The sequence below is a fragment of the Pantoea agglomerans genome (assembly GCF_020149765.1).
Taxonomy (GTDB): Bacteria; Pseudomonadota; Gammaproteobacteria; order Enterobacterales; family Enterobacteriaceae; genus Pantoea; species Pantoea alvi.
In genome coordinates this window covers 2,632,532-2,644,887 of sequence record NZ_CP083809.1, presented here as the reverse complement: position 1 = coordinate 2,644,887, position 12,356 = coordinate 2,632,532, and the positions used below count along the sequence as shown (strand labels likewise).

At 60.3% G+C, this 12,356-nt stretch carries 11 protein-coding genes; 10 read left to right on the top strand and 1 reads right to left on the bottom strand.

Annotation, left to right across the window (positions count from 1 at the left end; all coding sequences use genetic code 11):
• Window positions 1–134 precede the first annotated feature (134 nt).
• The 10 genes from cmk (at window position 135) to LB453_RS15395 (ending at window position 11,496) form a co-directional block, all read left to right on the top strand.
• Complete coding sequence (cmk, locus tag LB453_RS15440; RefSeq protein ID WP_103795353.1) at window positions 135–815, top strand: (d)CMP kinase; 681 nt, start codon at window positions 135–137, stop codon at window positions 813–815.
• Window positions 816–939: 124 nt separating this feature from the next.
• Window positions 940–2,613 carry a 30S ribosomal protein S1 gene (gene rpsA, locus LB453_RS15435; RefSeq protein ID WP_103795573.1) on the top strand — a complete coding sequence of 558 codons (1,674 nt, stop codon included), beginning with the start codon at window positions 940–942 and terminating at the stop codon, window positions 2,611–2,613.
• Window positions 2,614–2,700: 87 nt separating this feature from the next.
• Complete coding sequence (gene ihfB, locus LB453_RS15430) at window positions 2,701–2,985, top strand: integration host factor subunit beta (RefSeq protein ID WP_033751281.1); 285 nt, start codon at window positions 2,701–2,703, stop codon at window positions 2,983–2,985.
• Window positions 2,986–3,190: 205 nt separating this feature from the next.
• Window positions 3,191–5,434: a DNA internalization-related competence protein ComEC/Rec2 gene (locus tag LB453_RS15425; protein WP_103795354.1), complete on the top strand. Its 2,244-nt coding sequence runs from the start codon at window positions 3,191–3,193 to the stop codon at window positions 5,432–5,434.
• A 43-nt stretch (window positions 5,435–5,477) separates the two neighbouring features.
• Window positions 5,478–7,226 (top strand): lipid A ABC transporter ATP-binding protein/permease MsbA, encoded by a 1,749-nt coding sequence (msbA, locus tag LB453_RS15420; RefSeq protein ID WP_103795355.1) that lies wholly within the window; start codon window positions 5,478–5,480, stop codon window positions 7,224–7,226.
• The gene (lpxK, locus tag LB453_RS15415; protein WP_103795356.1) at window positions 7,223–8,224 is read left to right on the top strand and encodes a tetraacyldisaccharide 4'-kinase; all 1,002 of its coding nucleotides are present in this window, start codon (window positions 7,223–7,225) and stop codon (window positions 8,222–8,224) included. The genes msbA and lpxK overlap by 4 nt, the downstream gene beginning before the upstream one ends.
• A gap of 24 nt (window positions 8,225–8,248) precedes the next feature.
• The gene (locus tag LB453_RS15410) at window positions 8,249–9,466 is read left to right on the top strand and encodes a winged helix-turn-helix domain-containing protein (RefSeq protein ID WP_103795357.1); all 1,218 of its coding nucleotides are present in this window, start codon (window positions 8,249–8,251) and stop codon (window positions 9,464–9,466) included.
• Window positions 9,467–9,572: 106 nt separating this feature from the next.
• A complete protein-coding gene (locus LB453_RS15405; RefSeq protein WP_033751266.1) occupies window positions 9,573–9,755 on the top strand; it encodes a Trm112 family protein in 183 nt (60 codons plus the stop codon).
• On the top strand, window positions 9,752–10,501 hold the full coding sequence (kdsB, locus tag LB453_RS15400; RefSeq protein ID WP_103795358.1) for a 3-deoxy-manno-octulosonate cytidylyltransferase: 750 nt from the start codon (window positions 9,752–9,754) through the stop codon (window positions 10,499–10,501). Before LB453_RS15405 ends, kdsB begins: the two co-directional genes overlap by 4 nt.
• A 101-nt stretch (window positions 10,502–10,602) precedes the next feature.
• Window positions 10,603–11,496, top strand: coding sequence for a fructosamine kinase family protein (locus tag LB453_RS15395; RefSeq protein WP_103795359.1), 894 nt, complete (start codon window positions 10,603–10,605; stop codon window positions 11,494–11,496).
• Here LB453_RS15395 and elyC read toward each other — a convergent pair.
• Window positions 11,476–12,261, bottom strand: coding sequence for an envelope biogenesis factor ElyC (gene elyC, locus LB453_RS15390; protein ID WP_103795360.1), 786 nt, complete (start codon window positions 12,259–12,261; stop codon window positions 11,476–11,478). The two genes, LB453_RS15395 and elyC, sit on opposite strands and share 21 nt — an antisense overlap.
• Window positions 12,262–12,356: the final 95 nt, after the last annotated feature.

Sequence of the window (12,356 nt, the reverse complement as noted above, 5' to 3'; positions counted from 1 at the left end):
ATGTTCTGAATCTGCTGCAATTTTTAGCGATGTCTCCGCTAAAAGGTAACGTCATTCCCCTTGTCCGCGTATAATGCATCCAGTTCTGAACAGCCTGAAGGCTGGACTATTTTGCGCAGCAACAGGAGAGAATAATGACGGCAACTGCCCCGGTTATAACTGTCGATGGACCTAGCGGTGCTGGCAAAGGCACGTTGTGCAAAGCGATGGCGGAAGCGATGCAGTGGCATCTGCTCGACTCTGGCGCCATCTATCGCGTTCTGGCGCTGGCTGCGCTGCATCATCAGGTAGATATTGAAGCCGAAGAGGCGCTGGTGCCGCTGGCGGCCCATCTGGACGTGCGTTTCGTCTCGCAGGAGGGCGAACTGCAGGTAATCCTTGAGGGCGAAGAGGTTACCGGTGAAATCCGCACCCAGGAAGTCAGCAACACTGCGTCGCGTATTGCCGCCTTTCCTCGCGTGCGCGAAGCGCTGCTGCGTCGTCAGCGCGCCTTTCGCGACGAGCCGGGTTTAATCGCCGACGGCCGCGATATGGGTACGGTCGTTTTCCCCGATGCGCCGGTAAAAATTTTCCTCGACGCCAGCCCGGAAGAGCGCGCCCAGCGCCGTATGCTACAGTTGCAGGAAAGCGGCTTTAGTGTTAACTTTGATCGCCTTTTAGCCGAGATAAAAGAACGTGATGACCGCGATCGCAACCGCGCCATTGCGCCTTTAGTCCCCGCCGCCGATGCGCTGGTTCTGGATTCTACGCAGTTATCCATCGAGCAAGTCATTGATCAGGCGCTGGAATATGCCCGCAAAAAGCTGGGCGTTTAATCTTTTCGGCCGAACAGAATTGCTGTAACCCTGTGCCACGGAAAGCGCGCAGGGCATGTGAAACAACCCCATCCGACAGTGACGTCAGGTGGACGTTAAATTGAAGAATCCTAAGATTATCAATATGACTGAATCTTTTGCTCAACTCTTTGAAGAGTCCCTGAAAGAAATCGAAACCCGCCCGGGTTCCATCGTTCGTGGCGTTGTTGTCTCTATCGACAAAGACGTCGTTCTGGTTGATGCGGGTCTGAAATCTGAGTCTGCCATTCCGGCAGAGCAGTTCAAGAACGCAGCCGGCGAACTGGAAATCCAGGTTGGTGACGAAGTTGACGTTGCCCTGGATGCAGTGGAAGACGGCTTCGGTGAAACCCTGCTGTCCCGTGAGAAAGCTAAACGTCATGAAGCCTGGATCACGCTGGAAAAAGCTTACGAAGACGCTGAAACTGTTACCGGTGTTATCAACGGCAAAGTTAAAGGTGGCTTCACAGTTGAGCTGAACGGTATTCGTGCGTTCCTGCCAGGTTCACTGGTTGACGTGCGTCCGGTACGCGACACCCTGCACCTGGAAGGCAAAGAGCTTGAATTCAAAGTAATCAAGCTTGATCAGAAACGTAACAACGTCGTGGTTTCACGCCGTGCAGTTATCGAATCTGAGAACAGCGCTGAGCGCGATCAGCTGCTGGAAAACCTGCAGGAAGGCATGGAAGTCAAAGGTATCGTTAAGAACCTCACTGACTACGGCGCATTCGTGGATCTGGGCGGCGTCGACGGCCTGCTGCACATCACCGATATGGCCTGGAAACGCGTTAAGCATCCGAGCGAAATCGTCAACGTGGGCGACGAAATCACTGTTAAAGTGCTGAAGTTCGACCGCGAGCGTACCCGTGTATCTCTGGGCCTGAAACAGCTGGGCGAAGATCCGTGGGTGGCTATCGCTAAGCGCTACCCGGAAGGCACCCGCCTGACCGGTCGTGTAACCAACCTGACTGATTACGGCTGCTTCGTAGAAATCGAAGAAGGCGTTGAAGGTCTGGTACACGTTTCTGAAATGGACTGGACCAACAAAAACATCCACCCGTCTAAAGTTGTTAACGTGGGCGACGTGGTTGAAGTTATGGTTCTGGACATCGACGAAGAGCGTCGTCGTATCTCCCTGGGTCTGAAGCAGTGCAAATCTAACCCATGGCAGCAGTTCGCTGAGACTCACAACAAGGGCGACCGCGTTGAAGGTAAAATCAAGTCAATCACTGACTTCGGTATCTTCATCGGCCTGGACGGCGGCATCGACGGCCTGGTTCACCTGTCTGACATCTCCTGGAACGCGACTGGCGAAGAAGCCGTTCGTGAGTACAAAAAAGGCGACGAAATCGCTGCCGTTGTACTGCAGGTTGACGCAGAGCGTGAGCGCATCTCTCTGGGCGTGAAACAGCTGGCTGAAGATCCGTTCAACAACTACATCACCCTGAACAAGAAAGGCGCCATCGTTACTGGTAAAGTAACTGCAGTTGACGCTAAAGGTGCTACAGTTGAACTGGCAGACGGCGTTGAAGGCTACCTGCGCGCTTCTGAAGCTTCACGTGACCGCGTTGAAGACGCAACCCTGGTTCTGAATGTTGGCGACGATGTTGAAGCTAAATTCACCGGCGTTGATCGTAAAAACCGCGTTGTTAGCCTGTCTGTCCGTGCGAAAGACGAAGCTGACGAGAAAGATGCCATCGCAACTGTGAACAACAAGCAGGAAGAAAGCAATTTCTCCAATGCTATGGCTGAAGCGTTCAAAGCAGCTAAAGGCGAGTAATCGACCTGAAGCAACCGGGCAGGGAAATCTGCCCGGTTACGGTAGCAAGCTGTCATACCTTTCCCACAAGGATTAACCGGAGGTTACATGACCAAGTCAGAACTGATTGAAAGACTTGCTGGCCAGCAGACTCATATTCCGGCGAAAGTCGTTGAGGATGCTGTAAAAGAGATGCTGGAGCACATGGCCACTACGCTGGCTCAGGGCGAACGCATTGAAATCCGGGGATTCGGCAGCTTTTCTTTGCATTACCGCGCACCGCGTACGGGGCGTAACCCGAAAACGGGCGACAAAGTGGAACTGGAAGGTAAATACGTTCCCCACTTTAAGCCGGGCAAAGAGCTGCGAGACCGTGCAAACATCTACGGTTAAGCCGTAACCGAACGCAGAAACGACATCCCAGGATGTCGTTTTTTTTTGCCTGCTGTTTCTGTGCGAGCCAGCGCGACATCCTCTGTATCCTCGCTGAAATTATCCTCTTTTATTGCGAAGCGGCGCTGAAGCGCGTCACACTCCGCCTGACCGCGCGCCCTGTTATCCGCATACTCTCAGCCTGTTAATCCGGGACGAGCGCATAATGACAGCGACGCTATTTGCCAGAACCGCTATTTTCGCCGCGCTGCCGCTGCTGTTTCTGCACCAGCTTCCGTCGGCAATCGTCATCGCGGCGATCGCCTGCGCGGGCAGCTTAATGCTGTGGAGGCAGGCGGCCTGGCTGCGTATCGCAGCGGTAGCGCTGCTGTTGTGCGCCTGGATGCTGTGCGCCGCGCGTTCAGCGGTTACCTCGATTGAAACTGCCAGCGCCGCCCCTGCGATCTACAGCGTGCGCATTGATGAAGTCCGGCAGGAGAGGCGTCAGGTTAAGGTACAGCTGATAGCGCGAGAAGGGCGCTACCTGTTTCCACCGCGTTTCGCCTGGCTGTCGTTCGCAGAGGGCCAGCAGAACTGGTGCCCGGGGCAGCGATGGACGATGCAGCTTAGCCTGCGACCCGTACACGCCAGGCTCAATGAAGGCGAGTTTGATGCACAGCGTTTTGCGCTGGCGAATCATATGGGGCTGCGAGGCCGTATTCAGCAGCAGCGGCCCGAATCCCTGAGCTGCAGCTGGCGCTGGCGGCTAATCCTGCGCGATCTGCCGATGATTAATGCGCTGGAGCAGCGCGCCGTTATCCTCGCGCTCGCTTTTGGCGAGCGGGCAGAAATGAGCGACGCGCTGCGACGGCTGCTGCGGGAAACGGGCACGGCGCATCTGATGGCGATTTCAGGCATGCATATCGCGCTGGCCGCCAGCAGCGGCTGGTTGCTGGCGCGTGCGGTTCAGCTGGCGCTGCCGGCGCGCCTTATCGGCTACCGGTTCCCCTTGCTGATGAACTGGCTGGCAGCGGCACTCTATACCTGGCTCTCCGGCAGCGATGCGCCCGCTCAGCGAACCCTGTTCGCCCTGACGCTGTGGGTCGCTTTCCGCATCAGGGGAGTGCAGCTCAGCGGCTGGCAGGTCTGGAGCCTGTGCGTCGGTGGACTGCTGCTGCTCGATCCTCTCAGCGTGCTCTCAGAAAGCTTCTGGCTATCGGCGCTGGCGGTCGCCATTTTACTGACCTGGTCTCACTGGTTTCCCTTACCGGCGCGCTGCCGCCGCGGCTGGCGCTGGCTGCCGGTTCAGCTGCTGCACCTGCAGCTCGGCATGATGCTGCTGATGGCGCCGCTTCAGGTCATGCTGTTCGAGGGCATCAGCCTTTCGGGGCTGGCGGCGAATATGCTGGCGATCCCGGTTATCACTTTTATCAGCGTGCCGCTTATCCTGCTGGCGATGCTGACGCCGGTCAGCGCCATCTGCGCCGCGCTCTGGCGGCTGGCCGATCTCTCTGTCGTCTGGCTAATGGCGGCGCTCAAGGCTTTACCTGATGGCTGGTGGGCGTTTCATGACGCCGCCACGCTGGCGCTGCTGCTGTGGGGCGGGCTGATTGTCTGGCGCTGCGCGCTGTTTTACGCCGCGCCGGTCAGCTGTGCGGCTGTGGTGCTGGCGCTGCTGGTCTGGCGCTGGCCGCGCGACGAACCGGGCTGGCGCATTGATATGCTGGATATCGGGCAGGGGCTAAGCGTGGTGATCCGTCAGGGGAGGGAGGCGATGCTTTATGATACCGGCCCCGCCTGGGAAAACGGCAACGCCGGTACGCGCCACGTTATTCCCTGGCTGGCGCGAAAGCGGCTGCGCCTTCAGACGATAGTGCTCAGCCATCGCCATCTCGATCACAGCGGCGGGCTCAGCGCGATAAAGCAACGCTGGCCCGCGGTGCCGGTACGCAGCGCCACGCTCGAGGCCGATCATCTGCCCTGCGTACGCGGCGTGCGCTGGCGCTGGAAGGCGTTAAATATTGAAGCGCTGTGGCCGCCAGCGCGCTCGGAAATCAGCAACAATAACGACTCCTGCGTGCTGAGCGTGGATGACGGCGTCACGCGCCTGCTGCTGATGGGCGATCTGGAGGCGTCGGCGGAGCGGCAGCTGGTGGCGCTGGAAAAAGGCCGGCTCAGGGCTGATATCATCCAGGTACCGCATCATGGCAGCCGCACCTCGTCGACGCCGCTGCTGCTGCGCACCGTCGCTGGACGTGTCGCCATCGCCTCCATGGCGCGCTACAACGCCTGGCGAATGCCGGTCAGCAGCGTGCTGGAAAACTATCGCCGCGCGGGCTTCGCCTGGTACGACACCGCCCGCTCGGGGCAGCTAACCCTTTCTATCGACGGGCGTAAAATAGCGGTTTCTGGGCTAAGAGAGCAAATTTTGCCCCGATGGTACCATCAGTGGTTTGGCGTCAAACGGTAATCCAGGTAGAATGAGCGGCTATTTCAAACAGCGTGAATAAATAATGCATCAAGATAAAGATCTCTCAACGTGGCAGACATTTCGTCGACTCTGGCCGATGATCGCGCCCCATAAAGCGGGTTTATGCGTGGCCGCTGTGGCCCTGATACTTAATGCCGCGGGCGACACGCTTATGCTCTCCCTGTTGAAGCCTTTACTGGATGATGGGTTCGGCAAAGCGGATAAATCGGTTCTGATCTGGATGCCGCTGGCCGTCATCGGCCTGATGCTGATCCGCGGCGTCACCAGCTATGTTTCCAGCTACTGCATCTCCTGGGTTTCCGGCAATGTCGTGATGAATATGCGTCGTCGCCTCTTCAGCCATATGATGGGCATGCCGGTCTCGTTCTTCGATCAGCAGTCAACAGGCACGCTGCTGTCGCGCATTACCTACGACTCTGAGCAGGTCGCCTCTTCCTCATCCAGCGCGCTGGTTACCGTCGTGCGTGAGGGCGCGTCGATTATCGGCCTGTTTATTATGATGTTCTACTACAGCTGGCAGCTGTCGCTGATCCTGATTGTTCTGGCGCCGATCGTCTCTCTGGCGATTCGCTCGGTCTCTAAGCGTTTTCGCAGCATCAGCAAAACCATGCAGAACACCATGGGGCAGGTCACTACCAGCGCCGAGCAGATGCTGAAAGGGCACAAAGAAGTGCTGATTTTCGGCGGTCAGGAAGTGGAGTCGGAGCGTTTCGCCCGCGTCAGCAACCGCATGCGTCAGCAGGGCATGAAGCTGGTATCGGCCTCATCTATCTCCGATCCGGTGATCCAGCTGATCGCCTCGCTGGCGCTGGCGTTCGTGCTCTATGCCGCCAGCTTCCCCAGCGTGATGGATACGCTGACCGCAGGCACCATCACCGTGGTCTTCTCGTCGATGATTGCGCTGATGCGCCCGCTGAAATCCCTGACCAACGTCAACGCGCAGTTCCAGCGCGGTATGGCAGCCTGTCAGACGCTCTTCTCTATTCTCGACAGCGAGCAGGAAGTTGACACCGGCACGCGCGAAATTGAGCGCGCCAAAGGCGACGTCGAATTCCGCAACGTTACCTTTAGCTATCCTGGCCGCGATATTCCGGCGCTGCGCGACATCAACCTGGCGCTGCCGGAAGGCAAAACCGTGGCGCTGGTTGGGCGCTCCGGATCCGGCAAGTCGACGCTGGCCAGCCTGCTGACGCGCTTTTACGATATCCAGCAGGGGGAGATTCTGCTGGATGGTCACGACCTGCGCGAATACACGCTGCGTTCGCTGCGTAATCAGGTCGCGCTGGTGTCGCAGAATGTTCATCTGTTCAACGACACCATCGCCAACAACATCGCCTATGCGCGCAGCGAGCAGTACAGCCGCGCCGAGATCGAGCGCGCCGCGACCATGGCGCACGCGATGGATTTCATCAACAAGATGGATAACGGGCTGGATACGGTAATCGGTGAAAACGGCGTGCTGCTCTCCGGTGGCCAGCGTCAGCGTATCGCCATTGCGCGCGCGCTGCTGCGCGACTGTCCGATTCTGATTCTGGACGAGGCGACCTCTGCGCTCGATACCGAGTCGGAGCGCGCGATCCAGTCGGCGCTGGACGAGCTGCAGAAAAACCGCACCTCGTTGGTTATCGCTCACCGCCTGTCGACCATCGAAAAAGCTGATGAGATCGTGGTGGTGGAAGATGGCCGTATCGTTGAGCGCGGCACCCATGCCGAGCTGCTTGCTCAGCGGGGCGCCTATGCTCAGCTGCATAAGATGCAGTTTGGGCAATGATCGAGCGCATCTGGAGTGGACGCTCGCCGCTGTGGCTGCTGCTGTGGCCGCTTAGCCTGATCTACGGCGCCATCTCCTCTCTGATCCGCCTCAGCTATCAGCGCGGCTGGCGTAAAAGCTGGCGTGCGCCGGTACCGGTAGTGGTGGTCGGCAATCTCACCGCCGGCGGCAATGGAAAGACCCCGGTCGCAATCTGGCTGGTGCAGGCATTACAGCGTCGCGGCCTCAGCGTAGGCGTGGTCTCGCGCGGCTACGGCGGCAAAGCGGAACGCTATCCGCTGCTGGTCGACGGCGACACGCCGACCGCCCAGGCGGGTGACGAGCCGGTGCTGATTGCCCAGCGCACCGGTGCGCCGGTTGCGGTCGCGCCGGTGCGCCGCGCCGCAGTGGAGGCGCTGCTCGCCAGTCAGCATATCGATCTCATCATTACCGACGATGGCCTGCAGCACTACGCGCTGCAGCGCGATCGCGAGATTGTCGTGGTCGACGGCGTTCGCCGCTTCGGCAACGGCTGGTGGCTGCCGGCCGGACCGATGCGCGAGCGCGCTTCGCGCCTGCGCCAGGTTGATGCCGTGATTATTAACGGCGGCCACGCCGAGGCGGACGAAATCGCGATGTCGCTGCGGCCCGGTGATGCGGTTAATCTGCATACCCACCAGCGCGCGCCGCTGTCCGCGCTGGACAATGTGGTGGCCATGGCGGGCATAGGGCATCCGCCGCGCTTTTTCACTACCCTTAAACAGCATGGCGTCACGCCGGTCGCTGAAATCGCCTTCGCCGACCACCACGCCTACAGCCAGCAGGAACTCGCCGCCCTGGTGGCCGAGGGCCAGATACTACTGATGACCGAAAAAGACGCGGTTAAGTGTCGCGGCTTCGCCCAGCCCAACTGGTGGTATCTGCCGGTGGAAGCCGAGCTAAGCGGCAGCGCCGTCGCGCCGCTGCTGGATGAGATCGAGCGCCTGGCGCGGCAGCGCGCAGGCAGGGCCGTCAGCTAACCTCACGCCGAACGCAGGAAGGGAATGAACACCACGCTTTCGCTTTCGCTTCAACAGGCAAGAAATCTTCATCTGGCGGCGCAGGGTCTGCTGCGCACGCCATTGAAACGCGCGCGCTACCCGGATCTGCTCGCCACGGTGCGGCGCATGTCGCTGCTGCAAATCGATACTATTCACGTCGTCGCCCGTAGCCCCTGGCTGGTGCTGTTCAGCCGCCTCGGCAGCTACCCGCCGCGCTGGCTGGAAGAGGCGCTGGCGCAGGGCGAACTGTTTGAGTACTGGGCGCACGAAGCCTGCTTTATCCCGCGCGAAGATTTCCGGCTGCTGCGCCACCGCATGCTCGAACCTGAGCGCCTCGGCTGGAAATATAACGCCCGGTGGATGCAGGAGCATCAGCAGGAGATCGACGAGCTGCTGCGGCATATTGCCGAGCGGGGGCCGGTTCGCGCCGCCGACTTCACCAGCGGCGCCAGTCACAAACCCGGCTGGTGGGCCTGGAAGCCGCACAAGCGTCATCTGGAAAATCTCTTCAGCGCCGGCGAGCTGATGGTCAGCGAGCGGCGCAATTTTCAGCGGGTCTACGATCTGCGTTCGCGCGTGCTGCCGGAGTGGCAGGATGCGCTGCACGCGCTCAGCGAAGCGGACGCGCAGTGGGAAATGCTGCGCAACAGCGCGCGCAGTCTCGGTATTTTCCGCGCCGCCTGGCTGCCCGATTACTACCGTCTCAAACGGGTGGCGCTGAAGCCTTACCTGGAGAGGGCGCGCCAGGGGGGCGAGATTATACCGGTCGAGGTAGCCGGACTGGGCGAAATGTGGCTGCACTGCGATCTGCTGCCGCTGCTCGACGCGCCGCTTAACGCCACGCACAGCGCCATTCTGTCGCCGTTCGATCCTGTGGTCTGGGATCGGCGGCGCGCGCGGGAGCTGTTCCAGTTCGACTACCGCATCGAATGCTATACGCCGGAGGCGAAGCGCAAGTACGGCTATTTCGTCCTGCCGGTGCTGCATCGCGGCGCGATCAAGGCCAGGCTGGACGCCCGCATGCAGCGTCAGGCGCGGCAGCTGGTGATTAAGAATTTCTGGCTGGAGCCGGAGGTGCGCGTTACCGCCGCATTCGTCAGGGATATCCGCCAGGCGATTGAGCGCTTTGCGGCCTGGCAGGAGGCGCAGAGTGTGCTGTTCGAACAGATGCCCGCCGCGCTGCGGCCGCACTGGCCTGCCGCCTGGGCGCTCGATTCCTGAGCTTTGCGGTCTGCGCCGCAGTTTCGCGGCTGCTTTCCGCGCACGCTGAGACACTGCGCTATGGTATCCTTAGCGCCTTATGCAATCGGTCCGCAATGGAGGACATATGGATCACCGTTTACTCGAAATTGTTGCCTGCCCGGTGTGCAACGGCAAGCTTTACTACAACAATGCCCAGCAGGAGCTGATCTGCAAACCTGACGCGCTGGCCTTTCCGGTACGCGACGGTATTCCAGTGCTGCTGGAAAACGAAGCGCGCACCCTCGCCGTGGAAGAGATCCACCCATGAGTTTCACGGCGATTATTCCCGCGCGCTACGCCTCAACGCGCCTGCCCGGCAAACCGCTGGTCGATATCGCCGGTAAGCCGATGATCGTTCATGTGATGGAGCGCGCGCGCGCCTCCGGCGCCAGCCGCGTGATTGTCGCCACCGACCATCCGGATGTGAAAACGGCGGTTGAAGCGGCGGGCGGTGAAGTCTGCATGACGCGCGCTGACCATCAGTCGGGCACCGAGCGGCTGGCTGAGGTGATCGAAACCTGCGGATTCGCCGACGATGAGATTATCGTCAACGTGCAGGGCGACGAGCCGCTGATCCCACCGGAAATCGTACGCCAGGTGGCGGCGAACCTGGCGGGCGCGCAGGCGGGCATGGCAACGCTGGCGGTGCCGATTCATGATGCGGAAGAGGCGTTTAACCCCAACGCAGTGAAGGTGGTGATGGACGCGCAGGGCTATGCACTCTATTTCTCACGCGCCACCATTCCCTGGGATCGCGAGCGCTACGCCGCCTCCCGCGAGGCGATCGGCGATACGCTGCTGCGCCACATCGGCATCTACGCCTATCGCGCCGGTTTTATTCGTCGCTACGTCGCCTGGGCACCTTGCCCGCTGGAGCGTATCGAACTGCTGGAGCAGCTTCGCGTGCTCTGGTATGGCGAAAAGATCCATGTTGCCGTTGCGGAAACCGTGCCGGGAACAGGCGTGGATACGCCAGAAGATCTGGCGCGCGTGCGCGCCGCGCTGCAGGGCTAACGGCGTCGGGGAGCCATCCCCGACGCTTTTATTGATCTGTTTCCATATTTTTGCCCGCTGAGGCCTCCAGGATGGTGTGATGTTTTCCTTGAGGAGGATGCATGGAAAGTCTCAAATCTGAACTGTCGCTGGTGTTAGGCGAGACGGTTGGCCGGCTCGAAACCATCAGCGAACAGCCGCCGACGCGGCTTTATGCGCTCTACGATCGCCAGGACAAACCGATGCCGCTGGTGGCGAAATATTTCCGTCATCAGGGACGCGCTGCGCTGGAGGCGAAAAAGCTGGCGCTGCTCGGCCATGAAGGGCTAATCGCCGTGCCGGCGGTCTATGGCCTGGTGCTGAGCCAGCAGCCGCCGGTGCATGAAATGCTGCTGATGGCGCGCCTCAACGGCGTCTCCGCCGAGGCGCCGACCCGCGACGCCGCTCGCTGGCAGCAGCTGTGCGAAGAGGTGGTGGAGGGGCTGCTCGCCTGGCATCGCATCAGCAGCCACGGCCTGGTGGGCACCGTTGACAGCACCCAGCAGAACAGCTGGCCTGCCTGGTTTCACCAGCGCGTGGAAGTGCTCTGGTCCACGCTCAGCTATCTGCAGCCACCCGCCTTCACTTTTGCCGACCGCCAGGTACTTTTCCGCAGCCGCGAGCAGCTGGCGCACCTCTTTCGCGACTTCGACGATCCCTGCGTCATGCTGCATGGCAATCTGCGCCTGACCAGCATCGTCAAAAATGCGCGTAGCGATCAGCTGCTGGCGATGACCCAGCCCGGCGCTATTTTATGGGGGCCGCGCGAATATGAGCTGAGGCAGCTGGGCGAAAGCCCGGCGGAACAGGCGCTGATGGCGCGCTATTTACAGTGCGCGCCGGTTTCTGAAGGCTTTCTCTGGCGGCGCTGGCTTTATCAGCTGTGGGACTGCATTGAGGGGCTGGTGCAGTATGGCGAGTTTGATCGCGCACGCTTTGATTACGCCCGGGCGCAGCTACTGCCCTGGCTGGGCTGAAGGCGCGCCGCCGCCTTTAAGCCACTGCCACGCCTGTCCCAGCGCCTCATAGACGACGCGCTCGCTGTGGCTCAGCCAGAGCGGGGAAGGCATCGCGCGCTCCCACCAGTTGAGCGGCGAGGTAATTGCCAGCTGATTAGCCGGCGCGACAAGCGGCGTTAAGCCGGCGGCGTGAAAGAAATTCAGGGCGCGTGCCATATGATTGGCGGAGGTGACCAGCAGAAAGGGCCGCTGGCTGACGACGCCGCGCACCGCGCGCGCCTCCTGTTCGGTATCTTTCGGCTGGTCCAGCACCAGAATATGATCCGGCGGCACGCCCAGGCTCAGCGCCACCGAGGCGGCGACCTGACCGTTGCTGACGGGATTCTGTCCGGCGGCGGCGCCGGTAAAGATCATCGTCGCCTGCGGGTTGCGTCGCCACTGGCGGACGCCTTCAGCGACGCGCGGCAGACTGTTGCCGATCAGGTTCGAACTCGGTGCCCAGTCGGGATTAAAGGTATAGCCGCCGCCCAGTACCACGATAAAATCGACCTTCTGGTCGCCGTTCCAGGTCGCGTAGCGCGACTCCAGCGGCAGCAGCAGGCGATCGGCGACGGGCTGCAGGCTCAGCAGTAGCAGCAGCGCCCAGCTCAGGGAGACTAAAATTTTGCCGCTTTTATGCCAGCGGCTAAACCAAAGCAGTAAAATACCCGCTGCCATCAACAGCAGCAGCATGGGTAAAGGCATCAACAGCCCACCCACCAGTTTTTTCAGTCCAAAAAACATCAAAAAAACTCCTTGTTGTCCGAAAAAACAGCAGCTGGAAAGGAAGAAGGGGATGAAAGGTTCATTCTTCATGAGCCTGTGACAAAATAGCACAA

Coding starts and splice junctions, on each gene's coding strand:
- cmk (WP_103795353.1), top strand. CDS start 135: ATGACGGCAACTGCCCCGGTTATAACTGTCGATGGACCTAGCGGTGCT.
- rpsA (WP_103795573.1), top strand. CDS start 940: ATGACTGAATCTTTTGCTCAACTCTTTGAAGAGTCCCTGAAAGAAATC.
- ihfB (WP_033751281.1), top strand. CDS start 2,701: ATGACCAAGTCAGAACTGATTGAAAGACTTGCTGGCCAGCAGACTCAT.
- LB453_RS15425 (WP_103795354.1), top strand. CDS start 3,191: ATGACAGCGACGCTATTTGCCAGAACCGCTATTTTCGCCGCGCTGCCG.
- msbA (WP_103795355.1), top strand. CDS start 5,478: ATGCATCAAGATAAAGATCTCTCAACGTGGCAGACATTTCGTCGACTC.
- lpxK (WP_103795356.1), top strand. CDS start 7,223: ATGATCGAGCGCATCTGGAGTGGACGCTCGCCGCTGTGGCTGCTGCTG.
- LB453_RS15410 (WP_103795357.1), top strand. CDS start 8,249: ATGAACACCACGCTTTCGCTTTCGCTTCAACAGGCAAGAAATCTTCAT.
- LB453_RS15405 (WP_033751266.1), top strand. CDS start 9,573: ATGGATCACCGTTTACTCGAAATTGTTGCCTGCCCGGTGTGCAACGGC.
- kdsB (WP_103795358.1), top strand. CDS start 9,752: ATGAGTTTCACGGCGATTATTCCCGCGCGCTACGCCTCAACGCGCCTG.
- LB453_RS15395 (WP_103795359.1), top strand. CDS start 10,603: ATGGAAAGTCTCAAATCTGAACTGTCGCTGGTGTTAGGCGAGACGGTT.
- elyC (WP_103795360.1), bottom strand. CDS start 12,261: ATGTTTTTTGGACTGAAAAAACTGGTGGGTGGGCTGTTGATGCCTTTA.